Raw genomic sequence first — 22,063 nt, 5'->3', positions numbered from 1 at the left:
TTAAAGGTTATTGATCGTTTGTAAAAAAGTCGTTCTCGTCGAAATCTACTCCTTCGAAATCGGCCACAATGGGCTCGGTATCTTGTGTAGGAAGCACAATATTGATGTTATTTCCACTAGAGCAACAGATGTATGGCAAATAGAAGTCTGCAATGATCACGCGCTCTGGAATTCTCCTGACCGGATTACGTGTTCCGGTAACAAGAATTTCTTCTCCCGTAACCCTACCTGGAGTTCCTCCTGGAACTTTTCCAACAATTCGGGAATCGAAGGCCTTAGCAAAACGTTCTTCCATGAACGCACGGGTTGCTTTTGGCAAACCTTGCATGTCTTTCTTAGCTGCTTCCATTACTCTGGACTTCATCGCCTTTTCGTGCTTTGCCAACTCACCTGTGGTCTGCTCCGCGGGTTTGCGACCTTTGGCAAGTGCTCGTTTACGAACTACATTCTTGCTTTGTATTTCACGCTCCTCCACTTCAGAAAAACGGAACAATCGCTTGTAGCTCTTAATTCGTTCCACCAAAGCAACAGTTCCAATAACGGCTCTGTCAGTTTCGAATACGCTGCTATCGGCATACACCAAAATGAACGTTCCTCCTTTGGTCACACCTGCTTCATGGGTAATGCCCGGATGCTTTTCCAAGAAAGAAGAAAGGAAGGTCTCTTTAAAAGAGTTTTCCCATCTACGATTGGCTTCTTCGTGAATGATGGTAAAAGGGTCTTCCAAAAAGAGATTGTTGATCTCATCCAAGTGATCTACCAAATCCTCGATAATGGCGTGTTCGTCTATTTCCCCACTAATTTTAATACATCTTCTGTGGAATAAGAACAGATCGTTCAGGTTCTCGAATACTTCATAAAAGGCCTCATAATTAGGAAGGAAATCGGCTAGGTCTTCAGATAATAGATCACGTGTTTCCACCAAAATACTCTCCAAATTGGTTATGGTCTGGTCGGTCATGGCAGGATAGTGCTCCTGTATCTCATCTTTGTTATCCTTTATCCAGTCGATTACATATTCGGTAATGTTATAGGTCTTTTCCTTGGCCAAATCGTAGTCGAGTTCCATATCGTCCCAAATCTCCGTTTGGTTGGAAATATCGATGGTATTGTTGGAGTAGTCGACCGCATTCAGACCAATCACCTTAAAAGGCAATCGATTGCCTTCCTGCTGGGCGATGATCTCAGTCAAGGCTTCGGAATAATTCCTTCCCAAATGTCCTTCTACCCTAAAGAAATTATAGGGTTCTACATCGTATTCCAATGGATCGGTTACACTTGGATTTGTGGTGTTGTATTCGTCTGAATGGTAGCTTAAAATGTTTTGGTTAAGCCCCTCCATGGTCAGTGCTGGCGACCATTTTGTGTTCAATTCATCAATTTCTGAATAGTAATACGGAATGGCTCTTTCGGAAAGGGGAGTCCTCCCAACATGGGAAGGCGTTATTTTGATCCCCCGTGTTTGGGTGATTTCCAAATTGAGATCGAACGTAGTGACCAAACGGATCAGCTTTTCCAAAAGTCCCTTCAAGGTTTCTTTCTGGTCCTTTTCTTCCGCCGCTAGAATTCCTGTTTTTATAAACGGGGTTCTAAACTTGAACAGATCGTTGCCCGGCAATATCTCTTCGGTAGCAAATTCGGCAGAGCCCAATAATACATGGAAAGGGAACTTTCCTTTATCGGGACAGCACAAACTTGGATTGCAGGCATGGAATTGAGCAATTTCATTGTAGGTAGCCGTTAGATCGTTCATCCAATCCCAAACGTATTGCAAATAAATGCCGTCTTGGGTTTGGGTATGTACGGTGTTGATTCGGCCTTCTACATTGTTCAGTACAATGTAATTGTCTAAAGAACTAAAGGCATCTGCATAATGATTATGCAACTCATGCACCGCATCGTTCAATTGTCCCTTCGAGCCCGAAATGAGTGAATTGTATGCGTTGAGCACATCGGCGGTTGTAGTAAGGGTGGCCTTGGGTACGCTATAACGAGGCAATCGAAGGTTATCGAAATAAATGCGATTGCAGATCTCCAAATCGAATTCAGATTCCACCAACAGATCGGCATCGATCAATAGTGGACGGATCTTAAACTCCAAACGTTTTCCCTTATCGGCACAATCTAATGTAATACAGTTCTTCTCATCGATAAGCAACGCCTCTACCAAAAGCATAACAACCTTGTTATCCAGTACCTCTTCCGTAAGTAATTGCTTGTCTTCATCGTCAGAATCGGCCTCCAACAGCTCCATGCAATTTTCGAAGGGTTGATACATCTGGGTGTATTGGTACAGGTTTTCCAAATACGGATGCTGCTCTATATCGGGATTCAAGAAATTTTCTGAAATGGTCGTATTCTTGAAATGTGTGAAGTTGGAATCTTCTAAGGGTACCAAGTACCCCAAAGAGGTAATCCCGGTTCCACAACTAATGGCTACTGTCGTGGCGTTGGGTTTGCTAATTTCCAATCCGCATACCACGCCCATGCCCAATAGTTGGGTACGGGAAGCCCTGTCCTGCTCCTCGAGGTAGCTTATCAATCGGTTTAGGTGTTTTTGACTGAGTACCTGATCTGCTTCAAAAACGGGATAACTATCATTTATAAGTATCATGGCTCAATATTTTGAAGGGTTCCTAAAGAACTGTTATTTAATATGATGGGGTTGTCCAACTCACTTTCCTGACAATCGTACAAAGTACCCTCGTCGTAAATGGTGTTTAGCTCCTTGACCTGCTCGATCAAGTCGGACAACGCTTTGTTGTATTGTTTTTTGGCAGTGGTGCTTAAATTGCCACCACAGAACTTGGCCTTGAATTTCTGGTAGGCCAAAATCCATTTTCTGTATACATCCTGAAAGGCAATCATATCGTCCCGACCTACCCAACAAACCTTTATCATGGTATGCGCAGGTGCTTCTTGACGAATGATTCGTTCCGCATAGTCCCGGAAGTAACGGTTTCTGAAACGGGCCAACCATCCGGGCATGACCATGGTCGCTTTAAAGGAATAGGGATCATTGTGATCTTCAGAAAAGCAATCATCGTTTAGGCATACGGTAAGCAAATCCTCATCGGTAAGATCATCCTCTACCATGGGACGCAATAAAATATGCTCCAAGCAATAGAAGTTTTCCAGATGTGAATTCAAGGCTTGGTATAACTTCGGAATGAACTCCTTGGCTTCTCTTTCGGTATCGAATTCCTGCTTGAACTTGGCAATTTTCTTATGATCCTTGTTCACAAAGTAGATATAGCTTTTTGAAAAGGTATCGATGCGATAGGCACTAATGGTGTGCATGAGTTGATGGGCCAATTCCCAACGCTCCGCTTGTGAAAGGGGAACTGTATTCAGCAACTGAAACTCCAAGGTTCCGATATCGGTTTCATAACTCCAATTGTTCTTGGGATCATCGTCCACGATGTCTTGAAGCACGATGGAATTGATTCCCAACAAGGCAGCTACCCTTTTTTCGTATCCGCCACGCTTGGCAAATTGCCAAGGGTGTTCTGGATCTGCCGAAAGTGCTTGACAATAATTGAAACCTAATCCCCGTGCATAGCTCAATTTGGGATATTGCGATAGGAATCGTTGCTTGTCCTCGATCAATTCCTGATCCTGAAAGGTCAATTCTGCAATACCATTGGCATTTTCCTGCATGGCATAGCTCATGAAGACATAATCGTTGAAGGATTCGCCAAAACGGGCCATTAAGTGATCCAGAAAACGGTTTCTTCTATCGTAAAAAGTGGGATCGTTTTCGTAGAGTGAGCGGTCATCATCTTCCTCTCCGTTTATTAAGGTTGTTTGAAAGAGGGCCGCATAGGCTTCATCGGCAAATAATTCCTCGTCGATTCCAGGAATATTATCTATGTATTTGGGGAAATAGGTTTTTTGAATCGTTTTAAGGTCGAACAGTTCCTTGGCGTGATACAGCTGACTGAAATAATCGCCCAATAACTGATCGAAATGCTGCAAATAAGCTTTCAACTGTTTGGCTTGGGCTTTACGAAGTGCCGGCGTTGTATCCAGCAATTGTCCCATTCCAATTCCATAAGTAACAGGGAAGTCGTTCTGTACACTGTGGTATTCGTCCAACTGATAGAAACGTCCTTCCGGAATGGCAAAATCGTTCTCCGGATTCTGTAGCTTTAAGGTATTGTTCTGTGTTTTTAAATAGTATACACCTTGACTAAGCTCCAAACCGCCCTTTTCGGGAATTAGGAAAGGAATTCCATCCCTAAACAATAATAATTTGGACTTATCGAAGGCGAAAACGGGCTTTTTCTGCCCATCCAAATTAAGGCACCACGGTTGGTTCATGGCAGACTCTATAGGCGTACCGTCTTTATCGTAAGCGGTCATCAAGAGATTGTTTACCGCCTTAACTCCGGGAAGGTCCATGATGGCCGCAATGATGTCCGAAGCATGAATGCAATCGGCCAATTGGGCATTTTGCACCTCTTCATCCAATAAGAACCCGTGTTGTAAGGAAGGCCCACTAAAAATTTCCCGTGGGTCCTTATCCATATCCAACATCTGGTTCAAGGTATAGAAAGGAATGGGTGGAGTAAGGATCTCGTCGATGGTTTGTTGTACCTGCGCTAAGATTTCCTCAGCATCCACTTCATTGTTCAATTCAATATCGGCACAGACTCCCACTTCTACTTCACAAATGGTTTCCACGCACAACCAATCTTCGGTAAGGTTTCGGTTTTCGTAAAGTACATTGTTTACTTCCGCAAAGATGGCGTCGACCTTTTTCTTCTTTTCGGCCATAAGGTTAATGGCGTAGCAAATAGTCTTCTCCACATCGAAGTAGTCCTTTACCTGTTGCAATTCGTCCGGATCCCTTGGCGTAAAATAAAGCGTTAAGGTATCTGTAGGTTTAATCTGCCTCTCGACAGTGATCTTAATGGTGTCCTCTAATTCCTCGATCTGCTTGAACTTGATCTTGGTGGGCTTATTCATTAATCGAAGCAAGTCTGCTTTGGGATCATTCCACGAATCGAATTCTAACGTGATATGCACTTCCACAAAGCGATCTCCATCGAACCAAGAGTGATCTAGGGCTACTTCATTAAGTTCGCCCAGAGTCATGTCTTCACTCAGTTCTACTACGATCTTATTGAGTCCTCGTAGCGCCAATCGGTTCAAGGAATTCCCATACTTATCCAAGTTGCTAAAGCTTAGCTTGTCTTCTTTGGGATTTATGTAAATGGGAATTTCATTTTCCAAAGGCTGCTCGTACCCCAAGTCGTCTGTTTTGCCATTGCTGTAGATGAGCCAAGCGTTGTTTATGCCTTCAATATCCATAAGGACCTTTCGGTAGTCCAAAACGGTTAAGGGCGCATTGGTTAGGATTTCGCGCGCCGTAAAAAAGGAATCGTTATCTATTTTACCATCCTCATTCGTCAACAAATCTTCTATGGCAAAATTGGTTCGGTACCCCAATTCCGTAATCACATAACAGAGAGCCTCCAGTATGGTGATCCCTGGATCATGTGCGTTATAATCGGTCCACAATTTATGGGCCAACGATTCTATATACTGCTGTCCTGCTTCCCTTAGGTATTCGTAGTCCTGAGAGGGCGTTAAGCTGCGGGTCTTATCTATGTAATATTCCGTTTTCATGAGCAGCATTCTACGGTTAGGGTTTCTATTTTATGCGTATGTGGTACGAAAAGACTGTATGCAGTCTTAGGGATGATTCGTTCCACGTCGTTCATTCTTTGTTTAATATCATCTGTGGTCTCTTCCAGAATAAGGTGATTCACTTTGAAGTCTGAGATATAATCCACATAGCTCTGGTGCTCGATCAATTGAATTAATCGCGACTTCTCGATCTCTTCCTGAAAGTCTGCAACCACCTCATCATTATAGGCCCAAGGACTTAAGAAGATATTGATCACATCCTGCAATTGCTGGGCGTACAATCGGGTATCGGCACCTGGGATTTCAATGTATTTCACTTTAAAATCCAACTCCAGTTTTTCCAATTTTGGAGGTTTTACTGCGATGCGGGCATGCGGTGTCGCTCTCTCCTTTAGGAAGGTTTGAATGTTCTTCATCGTCCCCAAATCCACAATGGGTTTCCAATAGTCGGGAACATCTATAGTACCGCCTTTGGCCACAGGAATGATAGTAACATACCCGGCACTGGTGTTAGAAAGTTCGGCCGTATCGTAACGGTGATGGTTCAAGCATTTCACTTGGAACACATCTGGAAAGTTGTCCAATACCAGTTTCTCGTAATCCCACATGGTAATAGCCTTGCCTTTATGGCGTAGGCGCTCACTGGTCCGTTGATAGAACATATTATCGTCCTCTTCCAACTTGCCTCCAAAAGAAGGATAGGGCTGTTCTATTTTCTTGATCTCATTTCGCGTCTTGTAGAGTTTGGAAATGGTCTTTTCCGGTGTGTTCTCGATGAACTGCGTGCCGGCCTCTTCAAAATCGGTCAAGACAGCTTTTAAGGCTTGGGCATGAATCCCGATGAGATCGCAAATGGCATCGATACGTTCTGCGGCTTCTATCTTTATCCACCAGTATCCCGAGGGAAGCTCGGTTTGTTCGTCCCATTTTAAGTCTTCAGGACTATTCATTTTTACGATACCCGACTGTGTAAGCCCATTGGTGTCGTCGCCTAGGTCTTCGGGCTCGAATTCGGTCCAAGTGGTTCCACTCAAATACTTCCACTTTAGATCGATAGGCGTTTGCCTTGGATTGGCGCTTCCTTCGGCTACTTGGAACAATAGACTTACACTATTTCCACCTTCCAAATCGCCAATACCTATAAACAGTTCTCCATCGTTATTAATGCTTGGCAACAAGCTTAGTTTGGATCCCTTCAACATTTTGTACCCTTTGGGATACAAGTGCATTAAAGAGAAATCTGAGGTCGTTCTTCCGCCGCTTGAGCTGAATGTGGCCGAGGCTTCGTAATCGAATAATACAGATGCCAAGACAGGTAAATAAGGTAATGTCGTATTTCCTTCGGCTTTAGCTGCATTTATATAATCTTCTAAGTACGAGTTGCCTTCAAAACTGAACCAGTTCAGAAAGAAATTGGCAAATCCTTCGGTCTTGCCAGGCACCAATTCTTCATTTTCACTAAAGTCATAAGGGATAGCGCTTTTATTCGTGAATGCATATCCACTGGTAAAATCCCAGTGGTTTCCGTCCAACCATTTTCCGTCTTCCAAGAAAGTTAGTCTGGAAATCACAAGCATTACTAGGTACGCCCACCACTCATCTGTATCGGCCTTCAGCCAGAGGGTTCCTTTGGCATTCTTTTTCTGAAAGAATTCCTTACAGGCAAAGATGAGCCCCATTCCATTTCTGGGCAATGCTCCATAGGGTTCAAAAGACTTGGTATGATCTAATTCTCCCGTATTACTGAAAAGTTTGAAGTGATCATATCCGGTAACCACCACCTTAACCGTAACACTCGAAAAGGTTACGCGGGTCAGGGTTCCATCTTTGGCAACGATCTTTAGCGCAGGAAACGGAGTTTCCAAATCTACGCCCTCGTGAATCTCTGCATCGAAAGGAAGGATGGGTTTGTCGTCTGGATTCAGGGAAAGGGTCACGCTATCTCGGTCCTTACCCACTACAGGTTCTAACCAACCTTCTTCCCCACTTAAGAAGAAGTCGAATTTATCGGTAGGAACTTCCACAATTTTGTTGGAAGCATCCTTGAAGGTCAAATGTATTTCCCGGCTTCCTCCTCTAAGGAACAGTATGGGTGCTGCCAATACAAAACCGATATCACTGAATAGTGTTTGCTGTGGAAAGGGTTTCCAACTGTCGCCTGCGGCATTCAGCTCTGTGCTATCCTGAAAGTAATACTTACTGGACTCCTTGGAAGCGCCATACAAAGTAGACACCTTGGCTTGGTTGATGGCCACATCGGAAGTAGCTCCGTAGTATTTCTCGTTCCCTTCACTGTCCTTTCCAGCCTTAAAAACGGCTCCTTCTTCTAGTAAAAATGGAGCTTCATTTTTATGCGGTTCTATATACAAGTGAACGTGATCGGGTTGTGCGCCTTCCGGACTTAACCGAAGGATCTTTCGATAGTAAAAATCGAGGTGGCGCTGGGTGTATTCGTTTAGGTTCTCTTGGGCAAAGCCGAATAACTTCAGAAATGCCAGATACAGGGCATACTGTGGTGAATGCTCTGGATAGTTCTCCAAATTATCATACAGTTTGGTCTCGCTCTTATCCTTCCATTGGGTCAACAATCCGAAGAAATTCTGAATGTTCTTATTGAAAAGGTGATGCTGAAGGGTATACAACAGATCGGTAGAAGCCGCCAATTCACTTTCTATGGTAGTGAGTAGCAATTCCAATCGGGCCTGTGTCCCCATCAAATACTCCCGAAGGTCGAAATCCTTGGGCAGGTGCTCCACTTTTTTGAAGAGATCCTGAGCATGGTTTCCAATACCTTCAAAAAACGGAAGAATGATATCCTGCTGATCGCCCAAATCGGGCACAAACAGCAATTCCCTTCGTTTTAGCTGAAAGTCGGAAAGGTATTTGGCTATATCCAAACTGGCAATCTGGGCCAAAATGGCTGTGGTTTCCCATTGAAAGAAAGTATCCCAATTATCCAACAACACATTATCCTTATTGTAAAAGTTGATGTGCTGGGACAAGGTATTGGTGCTCACAATCAGGTCGGCGATTGTGCGCTCATCGACGGCAACAAAATCGGTATGGAGTGCCTTAGGCATCCGTCCCGTCTGGCTGCAGGCGGTTCTTTTATGGGTCGCTATGTCTATATCACAATTGGACATGGTTGTTCTTAGGTTTTGATGTAAGTACCTTCTTTTAAGTAGAAGGGATATACATAGTTGAGCCTGGAATTGGTGGCCCGAATGCGGTACTGCAACTGAACTTTCACAATTCCTTCCTCGGCTTTCGGACTGGTAAAGAATACTTCCTCCAGGTCTATTCTGGGCTCATAAAGCAAAATCGCTTTCTTGATGATGGCTTTCATTTTGGTTAGAAATGTCACCGTTATATTTTCGAAAGGCATGGTATTGATTCCGCATCCATATTCGGAAAGCAATACGCGTTCTCCTAAGCGCGTAGAAAGTAGAATATCGAGGCTCTGACGAATATCTTCTTCGTCACTCACCATGTTCACACTCTTTTCGCTGAGGTTGAAACTGGGTGGAAAACTCCATCCCGTGCCTAAAAAATCTTCTTGTTCCATGATATCTTTTTATCATCCAATTAATACGGTGGGGCATCCTATCACGATCTTTCCTCCGTGCGCGGTGGAATCTCCCATTCTTGCAGCTGGTTTCCCAGCAATCATCACACTCGACGATCCTGCGGCAATGGTATCCGGTGGCCCCGTACAGGTGCAGGAATCGCCCACTACGGCGGCAAATTGTCCTCCAATCTGTACCGATGTATTCGCTCCCGGTAATACCGGTCCCCCAACGTGGGGTTTGGGCCCATCGGACATCGGGCATACATGCATATCGTTCATTCTGGCGGCCATTGACATATCAATTCAGTTTTATGAGTTGTCCCTTAAGTTCCATCTGACCCGAAGCTTTCAGCGAGCTTTTCACGCCTTCCACTTTGATATCTTTGGAAGCTTTCAGCACAATATCTTTTGCGCTTTCTATGGTTATACCCTGATCATTCATCTTGATCGAGTTTCCGTTTTCGTCTTCCAGTACAAATCCTTTTTCGGCATCGCTTATGAGCAGCTTGTTCCCGTTAGTGGTACTTATCTCTACCGACTTGTCCTCATCGTTCAGCACCACTTGGGTTCCTTCCTTGGATACAATCCCTTGGATGTAGTTATCGGCCGTGATGGGAAAGGGCATTGGCTTTGAACTGCTATACAGTTTTCCTAAAATCACAGGCGCGTCAGGATTGTTGTTCAAACATCCCAAGATCACCTCGTCCTCTACTTCAGGGATAAAGAAGGCTCCACGTTCACTTCCTGCCTGAAAGGAGGCCAAACGGGCCCAAACACCTTCAGCAGAATCGGAAATGGACGGGATCCGTACCCGTACCCTAAATTCATTGTTGGGATCGTCTTCCAACTGCGTTACAATACCAATCTGAAGGCCTTGCATGCTGTTGGTCTGCCCGGTTCTGGCCGTACTCGAAGGCGAGGCCGAACTAATATTCTGGGCAAAGGATTGATTACTCTCCAAACCAAATTTGTATTCGGTATCCCAGCATCCATTTTCAATTGTATGGTGCTCTGTATGAATTAAAACCGGCGTTTCATCGATGGCGGCATTTACCTTTTCGAATGTGATATTTTCCCCATATTTGGCCTGTAAATTGCCAAAGGTCTTTACACGTCCCTTCAAGGTGTTCAATCGGTTTTTGGCGGCAATGGCAGCAGCCATTTGCGCTAAGGTTTCCGAAGAGAAATTCGACTGACTCATATCGACCACCTCGCGTCCGCTTCCGTTGGTCACATTGGTACTGCTTTCTTGGGTTTCTACCGTTTGGGTTTCGGGATTCCAGTAGCGTACTTCCACATCGGAAACGCTTTCTTCTTCCCGCCCTTCGAACTCGAACACATTCACTCCGTTTTTGGCCAAATACGTGGCTTCTTCGGGATCTGCGGTACTATCGAAAATGGTAAAAACACCTTCCCGTACCGTAGACATATAACCCAACCCATCCAAATAACTGATGATGTAATCCCAAGGGGTTACGTTTTGGGTCTTGCTTACGGTTTCCTCTCCAAAAGCACCTAAATCAGCTTCATTGGTCACTTCCACTTCTCCCAGAAAACGGTCCATCTTTTCCGCAAAGGTTTCATCGGCCACTACATCTTGCTGGCTCGTAAGATTTACAGCTTTGTCCTTACACTCTATCTTGGTTTCAAAACCCGCACTGGGATCGGCATTGCGCTCTACTTTGTACACAATTCCCTTAAAAAGCGTTTCGGCTTCTTCGTCCGTGGTGGCTTTGATTTCAATTTCATCGGTCACAGCAAGTACATCACTCTGCAATGGATTGTCATCCGGATCAATGTCTGGATTGGACGAGATAAAGTGCAGCTTGGCGTAGGGTATTTTGTTCAGTTCGTAATGAACCTCAGCTTTTTTCAGTACCGTATGCAAGCCCTCGTTGGTTCCATTGATCAGGATTTCCAATTGGAGTGTATTATACTCTGGAGTGTAGGGTGTTACCGACATGTTCTTCTATTATTTTACCGGTGGAAACAACAGGGTTTGGCCTGTTTCCAACTTTCTGAAACTCAATAAGCCATTCGCTTTGGCTACATCGATATAGTACTTGTTCTGGTTATAGGTTTGCTCTGCGAGTAACGTGAACTTATCCTGTAGTTTCACCACTTTTTTGTGGGTCACATCGGGCGACTGCTGGTTTTGTTCGGCCTGCATCTCCTTGTAGGATTGAGTCCCTTTAAATTTACACTGGGCATTGGCTCGAATGGGTCTTCCGTCGCGACGGAACACTTTGTATTCGATCTGCATGCTCATGAGCCTGCATTTCATTTCGAAACCACCCCAAAGCAACTGTAAGTACCGTGTTTCGTGGGTATCTCCATTGTACCCCAATAATAGATCCTTGAACTGTTCCAATTCTTCTTCGACAGTGGCTGCCTCTTCAAATGGATTGGCAATGGCAGGTTTTAGCACATCGACCAAGCTATCCAGAAGGGGAAGTTTTTCTACTTTCCCGGCTTCTATCTTGGCAGGTGGCAATACACCCGAACTATCGAAAATGAAATCGAAGGTTACTTCTTCGGCACCAATCTTATTGAATTTCAGGTTCTGGCTCGAGGCACCCATGGCCTGGCCTTCACAGAATTCAACTTGATGGTTCATGGTATAACTTTCCGGGTTTACCTGTACGAAAATGGTACTAATGGCTTCCGCTTCGTTATACTCGTCGTTGGGATAGACTTCTATCCGCATTTTATCGATTATTCCTAAGAGACCTTCGATCATCGTTCTTGTCTTTCTTTAAGGATTTCTAACACGTTACGCGTACATTTTTTAATGATTTCCGCAGTCATCACCTCTTGGTTCACCACCGTTTGTTGGTTGTGGTATACCACTTCCTTTTTGGGTGCGTCCTCTACTTTTACCTTGATATGAAGTTCTTTAATTTCTATAGCCATTGTAAAAGATTTAAGGGATAGGGATCTCTTTAAAATGTTGGTACTTAAGGGTAAAGGTTTCTATAACCAGTTTGTTCTCTTCGGCATTAAAACCGGAGGTTTCCAATCCTATGGGTATGGCCTGTGATACATACCAAACCTTTACGGGATTGTGGTTCTCATTGAGCAAGGATATGACCAGATTTGCCGGATGGTACACGAAGTCGTTCAAGGCTTTCGTGGTCCACATGCGTAGACCCGAAAGTTCCTTGGTAAGGCCTCGTTTGAGTACCAAATTCTCGTGGGTGGTCCGTTTCGGAAGGGTGATCTTGTACATATTCTGTCCCCCTTCGGAAATGGTCTCGGTCTCCATAGTGGCCTTCAAGCCCGTTACGCTCTGGAATTTAGTATCGATACTAAACTGAGGTAATAGCTCGAAGATGACCGAGAAATGGTACCCGCTTAATGGCATTCCGTCTGGCATGGTTTACGCGTGTTCCATGGTAAACCCATGATTGGCTATCTCTACTGTGTCGATCGCGTTAGCGTTCTCATCCGCCTTAAGGTCGGTACACTTCAACGATACGATAAAGCAATCCTTCACCTTCCAAACGATGGCTGGCTCGTGATTTTCATTCAACAGGGAAATGGTAATGTCCCTCTTTTCCACGGTGTTCAGCGCCACGGTATTGTACCAGTCGTAGAACTCATTGTCGTTATGGAAAACACCTCTCTTCAAGGTGATGTTGCTCAGCTTGTGCATTCCAGGCATTTTATGCTTAAAATACTCCGGACTGGATCCTTCTCTGTACTCAAGTACTTCCAGTTCTTTGTTAAGACCTGAAACCTCTTGAAATCCTATGCGTGTTCCGCCCCATTCTACTCTAAAATGGAACTTTGGTAATGGATAATCTGCCATGACTATTCTATTTTATGGTTCTGTTTTTTAAGATTTTTGTTGTGTCTGAATGAACTCAAGAATGATGAATTCCGCAGGACGGGATGGTGCATAACCAATCTTCACGATCAGTCTTCCTTCCAATACATCCTGTGCAGACATGGTTTCATTCAACCCTACACTCACGAAGAAGGCATCTTCTGCTTTGGCTCCTGCCAATGCTCCGTCGCTCCAAAGGGTGGTGAGGTAGTTTTCTATCATTCCTTTAATGTTCACCCATGTTTGTTTCACATTAGGTTCGAACACGAAGTTCATACAAGCTTTCTTGGCCGACTCTTCGATCATATTGGCCAAACGACGTACGTTAATATATCTCCAGTCATTGCTATTGCCGTCTAAGGTTCTTACACCCCAAACCAACAAGCCTTTTCCTGTGAACTTACGGATGGCGTTAATGGATTTACCCGACTCGTGGATGTTCATATTCTCCTGCTCCTTGTCGGTAATATCATCGGCCAAGCCAATGATTCCGTTTACGCTAACATTTCCAGGTGCTTTCCAAACTCCACGCGTAGCATCTACATTAGCATAAACCCCTACCATAGCTCCACTTGGAGGTACGTGGTTCATACTCTTGTTAAGCTCTGCGATGATCGAGGGATATACTGGCAACATAGAAGTAAGGTCATTTTCAACCTTCAGCTCGTACTCCTCCACCGCGCTAATAGCAGCTGTCATAGCTGTAGTTACTTGACTGAACAACTTATCCAATTGGGCCGCTGTCTTGGCCAAATCTGCATTTCCTGGGTTGCCACTGTCTTCAATAAGAGCAGTATAGGGGTTCGTTCCTGTTACAGGATAATCTCCAGCAGCTCCATTTGAGGTAAAATCACCCCACTGGGCATTTACAAAATCACCTCCAACACCACCTCCAGAAACATCTAGGATAGTTCCTCCCAGTCCGTCATAGGCCAAGTTGATCTGTACCAACTTCAGCACTACCGGACGAAGGGACGTGGTAATCATATCGGTTACCAAAGTCTCTAAACCAGTATGTGAAATATCGGCTACAGGATCTCCTAAGGTGGCCAACAATCCGAAGATATTGGATAGGTAATTGGCTACGTCACCGTCGGCAGCAACCGTCACTTTTGGGTTGGCCGCTTGGGCAGCATCCCAGTCGGCTAGAATTCCGTTGGCTCCATCGTTAATATCGGTATTCATGGTAGCGAAGTCGCTCAATGCCGAGGTAATGGTAGCATCGGAAGCATACAGGGTAGCGAAGTCTACTTTCCCTGCCGCGGTTCCGTTAATGTCGTTAAATCTGAAGTTGTAACCGAAACTGGTCTGTAAGTACGGATAGTAGGCCGCACCATATTTCAGGTTTTGGTTTCCTACTTGATCACGGAAATCGGCAGAGTCCTGCTCCAGTCCGTTGGCTGGACCTGAAGTTTGAATCACATCCATAACCGTGAAGCGATCCATTAGGTCGGCACACTGCATTAAGGCGTGTTTCTGAACCAAACCAAGGTTAGTAGCTCCAAGATTCACCGCATCTGGGAACAATAATAAAGTTACCTCATCTACTTTTTCCAAAAGGTCCAATCCATCATTGAAGGGATCGGCAGAGGAAAATGGAGTTGCGGTTTCGTAGTCCCCGATGGAAACGATATAGCATTCACCCCCGCCATTGGCGAAGAACAAACGCAAACTGTTGTACATCTTGAACTGGCTTTCGGTCACCGTGTACTCCACGTTCAAGGTAATGTTCACCCCAGCCGGTTCTGGAGCACCTCCAAAGTTCTCCTCGTATTCCAAAAGCGAGGTCACCTTGGTAGGCTCGGTAGGGCCCTTCTCTGTATACCCAATGAAAGCGGGTATGGCAGTTGCCACTTGGGCGATACTTGGGGGAAATCCGTTGATCTCATGGATGTACACCCCAGGTGTTTTGATTGAACTTATCATAATTTCTGATTTTTAAGGATTGTTTAGAATTATTTCATCACTTTCTTCTAGTTGTCCGGCGATATCGTTCGGGTTGTCGTTCCAGAGCTTCAATCGGAGGCGCTCTACGGTACTACCACCATCTTCTTCATCATGCTGAATGGTGATCATCCGCATTTTGTACAGCACCGAGGGCATGTATTTGTTCCCGAGCATGGACCACAATTGGTTGAGCTCGCTCAACTTTAGGCTTTCCAGATCGAGAATGATTTTTATATGGTCTTGGGTAGGGTCTACTTCGGTAGTGCCATCGATATAGAATACATGCTGTTCCTGAAAACAACGAATTACATGTTCCAGTTTTAAGAGACCGTCTTCATACTTATCGCTGGCTTGCTCCTTATTATAGGAAGTAAACAGCAATGAGATGACCAAGTTTTGGGCAGGGTTCTTATATCGTTCTACACTGGAAGCCTGTGTAGTATTGGGAAGGTATACATTGGGCACTTTGGCCACGGTATCTTCTTCAATATTAACGATGGAAAGTGTAATGGGTGTGGTAGAGTGCAAGTACTCATCCCCATCGTTAAGTGTGGCGATATTTGTGATCTCTACAATAGGAGTTACATTACTATTATAGGTATCTACTTTAGCTTTTAAAAACTGCAGTGTTTTGCTGATGACATCTGAAGCCATTATTTCCCCTTGATTTTTGAGACATCTAAGCTCCTCAATTTGTAAGAAAAATGTAGCAGTCGTTCTACCCGTTTTGGTCGGGGGGATTCATTGGATTATTTAGGGGAAAAACCCTGTGTGGATTTTGGGTGTTGACATTTGGTGGTTTGAAGAAGATTTACTATTTTATAAACCTCACGTTATCAGATTGTTACGTTATTATTTCTCTAAAATGTACTTCTGAAGTTCCCTTCCAAACCGTTTCCTATTCTTTTTCAACCGTTTAACGAATTAGGTCGACCGTAAAAGGGATTGCGTATTTCACGTTCACCCTTTATTCCTACAATTGTGTTCGATTTGGGTGAGGACGTAAAAGTCGAAATTCTTGAAAAAGTTCGATTTTCCAACAAAGAATCAACTTGTTGAATTTCAGAATTTTGAATACAGACAATAAGTCGAAATTCTTGAATTGTCGGTACTAATTAACAAGATACGTTGCAAAGAGAGCGTTTATTACATAAATTAGAGGGCAATTTTAGCTCAAAAATCTCCCTCCCCATTTTGGGCAATTGTTAATACACGAGTTTTTTAATTTGAAACATTTTTGATATGACTAGAAATATCATTTTCTTGATATTATTATTTTTATTTTCTGGTATTTGTAGATCTCAAACCAATACTGAAAACTATACAAAATCAACCACTTACCAAGTTGAAACGCAAGATGGCAATGTTTTAGACAGTGAAAAAATCGAAGCAGTCACTTACTACGATGGCCTAAATAGGCCTATTCAAAATGTTTCTGTAATGGCAGGAGGAAGCAGTGAAGACCTGATAACCCATATATATTATGATTCTTACGGAAGGCAAAATCGCCAATACCTTCCTCTTCCCAAAGCGAATAATAATGCCGAATATTATGAGGGTGTTAATGGGGTGACCATTCAAAGAGAAACAGCTGATTATTATAAAGCCAAATTTCCGGACGATTTTTATCAAAATAATGGTTTAACATTAATACCAGACTGGGATAATCCGTTTGTCGAAACGCGTTATGACGATTCTCCTTTAAGTAAAGTTGAAGAAACTTCTGCCCCAGGCTTCGATTGGCGTTTAGGAAATGGAGGAGAACATACGGTCAAATCCAGTTTTGAAACTAACAATAATACCGAAGTTAAGAAGTTCACGGTTTCATATGATAGTAATGGTACTGCAAATTTGCACTATCAAGGATATTACACTGAAGACAAGTTAGTTAAATCTATATTGAAAAATGAAAATTGGACTAGCGGAAATCTACACACTACGGAAACTTTTACGGATAAGAGCGGCAGAGAGTTATTGACAAATAACTATGTTTGGAAAGACAACTCAGTTACTAAGCTATCTACATACATGGTATATGACCATTTGGGAAGAGTAGCATTTAAAATTCCTCCTGAGGCTTCCGAAGTTATAGCCCTTGGTCAGTACTTGGAATTTTCTGAAACATTAACACAAGATGATATCGTTGAATCTCCGGAAACAACCGATGGAACAGGTTCTGGCATAATCGATCTAACGAGTCAAGTTGATGGAAATGGAGATACCATCTATACATTAAACTGGAATTTTAATATGGAGTATGATGATTGGGCGTATGGAGGAACTGGTGCCTACTTCGAAATTGGACAAGTATATTCCATTCCTAATAATGGAAACCATCTAACAGATCAAGTGCTTTTTACTATTGAAAGTCCCGTTTTCCCCAATGATATTTGGTACGAATTTGCACTTATTAACAACAATTTACATATAAACCTAAGAAACTCAATTACACACGACAACGATCCGAATTACATGTTTCTGGTGAGTACAATTAATGAAAGTGGACAAACAGTTCAAACAACCCAGGGCAATGACCAGGAAATATTAGACAAATTGGTTTTCCAATACAAATATGACGATCAAAATCGAATTATTGAACAAAAAACTCCTTCGAAGGGTTGGGAAAGCATCATATATAATAAGTTAGATCAACCAATTTTACTACAAGATGCAAATCTAAGGAATCAAGGAAAGTGGTTATTTAAAAAATACGACGCTTTTGGAAGACTAGCGTACAGCGGATTATATTCAAATAATTTGAATAGATCTGCATTAATGGTTGAACTTACATCACAACCGATAATAGAAGAGAGACTAGAAAACCCTATTACTTTAGGAGATACTAATATTTACTACAGCAATAGTGCCTATCCGACCTTGAATATTGAGGTTTTGTCAATCAACTATTATGATAACTACATAGATCATACGGGTATTGCCTTGCCAACATCTATTTTTGGTGAATCCACCCAGGTTGAAACGAAAGGACTTCTCACAGTAAATCGTGAAAGAGTTCTAGGCACTAATGATTGGCGGATTTCTTTGATTGGATATGACGAATATGGGAGAGTAATTTACGCGGGTTCCCGCAATGAATATCTTCTCACCACAAATGCTATCCACAGTAAACTTGACTTTACAGGCAAAACAACTGAAAGTCAAACCACTCATAGTAAGGCTGGAAATGCTACCATCACAACAAGAGATTATTATTCATATGACCATATTGGACGACTCATAACCCATCAACAAAGAATAGATAACGAACCAACCCAATTAATAGTCCATAATGAATTTGATGAAATTGGGCAATTGGTTAGAAAAAAAGTTGGTGGCGAACTCTTTAAAAATGGTTATACGGATATTGTTAATGTTAGCGTTTCGTCTGTTGGAGTAATTACCAAAACAGGTTCCTCCGGTGCTTACGATGCTGGCTTGGCCACTATTGGAGAACTCCTAGGTGATGGAGGGCTTTCCTTTGTTGCCGGCGACGTCCAAAAAAAGTACTATGCTGGTCTCAATGACAGTAACACTGGTAGTGGTGACGGGGAAATCGATTATGCATTTTTCTTCCTGGGAACGGGCTCCAACCCCAATAGATTTCGTGTAAGAATTAGGGAGAATAATGTAACCATATATACGGGACCCTATTATCAGTACAATGAAGGGGATTTATTTGCGATTGAACAGGATGGCAATAATCTCCATTTTTTACATAATGGTAATTCTATTTATACTTATGATGTATCTCTGTCAAATCCTGCTCTGGTAGGGGACGTATCGTTCTATACACCTGGTGCCAGTATAAGTAACCTCCAATTTTACGCTACCAACATCGATAAATCCTTACAAACTGTAGATTACGAATATAATGTAAGAGGATGGCTAACGGATATCAACAATATTGGGACTGTTTCCACTCTTCTTGCTCCGGATACAGATCTTTTCAAATTCAGAATAATTTACAACAGGGACATTGAAGGTTCAGCTGGAGATCCTGGCAAAACCATCCCCTTGTACAATGGGAATATTGCTCAAACTATTTGGAAAACAAACAATGTTGATTCTCAAAGAAGAAGCTATGGATACAAATATGACGCTTTAAATAGGGTGAAAGCAGCATTTAGTAGAGTGGGAAGTGATTTAAACACAGACGACAATCATAGTATTTGGGGGATAGATTATGACCTAAATGGGAATCTTATGTCAATGATCCGTTGGGGGGATAATGAAAATGGGGGGGCAGCACAATGGGATAATTTAGTGTATAACTATGATGGAAATAAGCTTTTAGGGGTAATTGATAATAGCACCTCAACGCAAAAATATAAGGGTTTTAATGATTCAAATAATAACCTTCAAGATTATGTTTATGATGACAATGGTAATCTAATTAGTGATGCCAATAAGAACATTGTAAGTATTTCGTATAACCACCTGAACTTGCCAACTTTTGTGAACATTGATAACAATGGAGTTGGTGGAATTATAGAATATATTTATGACGCCACTGGAAATAAAATTGAGAAAAAATTTACTCCCTCGGGAGTCAATCCTATACCTGTAATAACGCAATATGATGGTGGACACATTTACAATCAAATTGGTTCAGGAGATAATTTACTTCAATTCTTTGGACATCCTGAAGGGTATGTAGAACCAACGCCTGTGATTCCTACAGATGGAAGCGACACAAAATCAGTAACCGGATTTGATATTGACACAGGTCAAACGACATATAGTGCATATAATTATGTGTTTCAGTACACGGATCATCTGGGAAATGTTCGATTGTCCTATAGTGATTTAAACAAAAATGGGGCTGTTAGCATGTCAGAAATAATTGAAGAATCTCATTACTATCCTTTCGGCTTAAAGCATCAGGGATATAATTCGGGCATTACCGGAGGTGGAAATGCTATTGCACAGCAGTGGAAATTTGGAGGCAAACAACTACAGTCGGAGCTAGATCTGAGCTGGTACGATTTTGGTTCGAGAAATTATGATGCTTCAATAGGAAGGTGGTTCAATACAGATCCACAAAATCAATTTTCAAGTCCATATGTTTATGCTTTCAATAATCCTATTATTAGCATCGATCCGGATGGAGAGTTCGCCTGGACCCCCATCATAATTGGAGCTATTACCGGATTTTATATTGGAGGTATTACCGCTGATATTTCGGGAGGCGAATTCTTAGACGGAGCTTGGAAAGGTGCTGTTACTGGAGCTCTTGGAGGTGGAATTGGACAATATGTCTCAGGGGGAAGCTTTGCTGCTAGTGTTGCGTCTGGTGCCGGCTCAGGAGGTGTTACGGGGAGTGTAGGAGCCTTGTTAGAAGGGAATGACATTGGTCAGGGGTTCTTACGAGGATCAATTACAGGTGGTGCACTTGCTTTTATATCTTCTTCTGTTGAAAGTTTCCAGAATTTATTTAGTGAAGGTTATTTCGGAACAAATGACGGAACTTTGAAACATTTATATAAAGATGCTCAAAAAGCATTAGCCGATTATAAAGCAGGAGATATGCTAAATACCGAACTGGAACGAATAGCTGATGAAAAAATGGAGCGAGCCGTGGATTTTTTCACAAAAAGGTACGGTGGAACATCCATGTTTACGGGAGCACAGGAAGTTGAAACTATGACAGATAAGCATGGGATCATTACTGTCTCATCACATGAATTCGGAGAAGGAAGAACCGTTGGGTATTTTAAAGAAATACTTATTCACGAACAAGCTCATTTTTATAAAGATTTAATTCAGGAAGGGCCTGGTTTGCCAGGTGTTTGGGCTTCAGAAAGTCTTTCTGCTGAACAACAAGCTTTATTCGAATTCGATGGCCCAATTGGTTATTATGAAACAATAAAGAACTCTGGTAAATTTAGAATAATTGGCCCTAGAGATTTTTCCAATCCGGACAGGGTGTATTCCCTAGACGCTTGGAAAAATTTTAAGACCCATTTTGGAAGATCTAACTTCGTTAGAAATTTCTGGAATATTCCCAGAAGAGGTCATTTATTCGGTATTAATCTTTACAATCCAGCTAATTTTTAATGATTATGAGAAGTATTTTATTAATATTATTCGTGGTATTGGTCAGTTGTAAGAGCCAAGAAAAACTTATTAACAAGGCTAATCAGAATAAGATCTATTTAGAGATCACTAATATTGATGTAGTCGAAAAATCAATCGAAATACTAATTAATAATGAAGAAAATCGAGATCTATGGATTAATTGCGATGCCTTAGTTTGGAAAATAGGCATCAAACCAGTAAAGCCCAATACTTTTAGGAAAATCAAAACTTTAGACCCTCCATATCAAGTACTTAATTTACCTAGGTTTCTACTTGTTAAATCAAACTCTCAAAAAAGAGTTTCTTTAGTCACCAATTATTTTGAACGATTAGAGTTTGATGCCAATTCCTCATTTGAATTGTCTTTGACTTATAATAATCAAAAAAAGAATGGTGATACCTCCGTTGATACGGTAATGGGTTTAATTGAATTGAAAGCATTCATTTTTACAACAAATTAGTATGGGTTTCAAATATTTTTCTTTCAATAATTATTATTCTTTAGTGAATGTAATGTTCCCATTCCTGATTGCTCTCGCATTAATTATGCAATCATGCAGTTCTGACAATGATTCCACTTCTGACAATGATTCCCAATCATTAAACATACTTTATGGGCATTGGGTACAAGTTGGCAAGTGTCAATCTCAGAATTATTTAATTCTTAATCAGAGCGGGAATTATATATGGAGAAAATCCCAGAATGTGGATTGTGATGTCAATGAATATTTTACAGCAGAGTTTACGGGTAATTATGTCGTATCCAATGACGATATCGACTTCATGCAGCAAACAAGTGAAGTTATTGAAAATCCTAATGATGATCAAGTCGAGTTTTCGAACCCAAATATACGCTCATCGAAAATCTTGGAATTGACTGAAGTATCGTTAACAATCGAAATTATTGAAGCAAATCAGACTACTGGCGGACCGGACATTACATTTATCTACGAGTTCGAAAACTAATATCGTTCAATCAACGCATA

Annotated in this window: 15 protein-coding genes; 3 read left to right on the top strand and 12 right to left on the bottom strand. The window is 42.2% G+C overall.

Features of this window, described 5'->3' with window-relative positions; genetic code table 11:
- Positions 1–7: 7 nt before the first annotated feature.
- The 12 genes from POV27_RS14940 to POV27_RS14885 are packed head-to-tail and all read right to left on the bottom strand — an operon-like array spanning position 8 to position 15,653.
- Positions 8–2,614, bottom strand: coding sequence for a hypothetical protein (locus POV27_RS14940; protein ID WP_272863594.1), 2,607 nt, complete (start codon positions 2,612–2,614; stop codon positions 8–10).
- Positions 2,611–5,634, bottom strand: a complete 3,024-nt coding sequence (locus POV27_RS14935) for a hypothetical protein (protein ID WP_272863593.1) — start codon at positions 5,632–5,634, stop codon at positions 2,611–2,613. Before POV27_RS14935 ends, POV27_RS14940 begins: the two co-directional genes overlap by 4 nt.
- A complete protein-coding gene (locus POV27_RS14930) occupies positions 5,631–8,798 on the bottom strand; it encodes a baseplate J/gp47 family protein (RefSeq protein ID WP_272863592.1) in 3,168 nt (1,055 codons plus the stop codon). Before POV27_RS14930 ends, POV27_RS14935 begins: the two co-directional genes overlap by 4 nt.
- An 8-nt stretch (positions 8,799–8,806) precedes the next feature.
- Complete coding sequence (locus POV27_RS14925) at positions 8,807–9,220, bottom strand: GPW/gp25 family protein (protein WP_272863591.1); 414 nt, start codon at positions 9,218–9,220, stop codon at positions 8,807–8,809.
- Positions 9,221–9,232: 12 nt separating this feature from the next.
- Entirely contained in the window at positions 9,233–9,520 is a 288-nt protein-coding gene (locus POV27_RS14920) for a PAAR domain-containing protein (protein ID WP_272863590.1), read from the bottom strand.
- A 1-nt stretch (position 9,521) separates the two neighbouring features.
- On the bottom strand, positions 9,522–11,186 hold the full coding sequence (locus tag POV27_RS14915) for a phage baseplate assembly protein V (protein WP_272863589.1): 1,665 nt from the start codon (positions 11,184–11,186) through the stop codon (positions 9,522–9,524).
- Positions 11,187–11,195: 9 nt separating this feature from the next.
- Positions 11,196–11,963 (bottom strand): CIS tube protein, encoded by a 768-nt coding sequence (locus POV27_RS14910; protein ID WP_272863588.1) that lies wholly within the window; start codon positions 11,961–11,963, stop codon positions 11,196–11,198.
- Positions 11,960–12,136, bottom strand: a complete 177-nt coding sequence (locus POV27_RS14905; protein WP_272863587.1) for a DUF5908 family protein — start codon at positions 12,134–12,136, stop codon at positions 11,960–11,962. Before POV27_RS14905 ends, POV27_RS14910 begins: the two co-directional genes overlap by 4 nt.
- A 10-nt stretch (positions 12,137–12,146) precedes the next feature.
- Complete coding sequence (locus tag POV27_RS14900; RefSeq protein ID WP_272863586.1) at positions 12,147–12,599, bottom strand: phage tail protein; 453 nt, start codon at positions 12,597–12,599, stop codon at positions 12,147–12,149.
- 3 nt (positions 12,600–12,602) lie between these two features.
- A complete protein-coding gene (locus POV27_RS14895) occupies positions 12,603–13,034 on the bottom strand; it encodes a phage tail protein (protein ID WP_272863585.1) in 432 nt (143 codons plus the stop codon).
- A 27-nt stretch (positions 13,035–13,061) separates the two neighbouring features.
- Positions 13,062–14,978: a phage tail sheath C-terminal domain-containing protein gene (locus POV27_RS14890; protein ID WP_272863584.1), complete on the bottom strand. Its 1,917-nt coding sequence runs from the start codon at positions 14,976–14,978 to the stop codon at positions 13,062–13,064.
- Positions 14,979–14,990: 12 nt separating this feature from the next.
- Positions 14,991–15,653 carry a Pvc16 family protein gene (locus POV27_RS14885; protein ID WP_272863583.1) on the bottom strand — a complete coding sequence of 221 codons (663 nt, stop codon included), beginning with the start codon at positions 15,651–15,653 and terminating at the stop codon, positions 14,991–14,993.
- Positions 15,654–16,241: 588 nt separating this feature from the next.
- On the opposite strand from POV27_RS14885, the gene POV27_RS14880 reads away from it, so the two are divergent.
- The 3 genes from POV27_RS14880 (at position 16,242) to POV27_RS14870 (ending at position 22,043) form a co-directional block, all read left to right on the top strand.
- Complete coding sequence (locus tag POV27_RS14880; RefSeq protein ID WP_272863582.1) at positions 16,242–21,056, top strand: DUF6443 domain-containing protein; 4,815 nt, start codon at positions 16,242–16,244, stop codon at positions 21,054–21,056.
- A 5-nt stretch (positions 21,057–21,061) separates the two neighbouring features.
- Entirely contained in the window at positions 21,062–21,538 is a 477-nt protein-coding gene (locus POV27_RS14875) for a hypothetical protein (RefSeq protein WP_272863581.1), read from the top strand.
- Positions 21,539–21,782: 244 nt separating this feature from the next.
- Positions 21,783–22,043, top strand: a complete 261-nt coding sequence (locus POV27_RS14870; RefSeq protein ID WP_272863580.1) for a hypothetical protein — start codon at positions 21,783–21,785, stop codon at positions 22,041–22,043.
- The last annotated feature ends 20 nt before the right edge of the window (positions 22,044–22,063 follow it).

Origin of the sequence: Aureisphaera galaxeae (assembly GCF_028561275.1) — a bacterium.
GTDB classification, from domain to species: Bacteria; Bacteroidota; Bacteroidia; order Flavobacteriales; family Flavobacteriaceae; genus Aureisphaera; species Aureisphaera galaxeae.
This window is presented reverse-complemented; position numbering and strand designations above follow the sequence as displayed.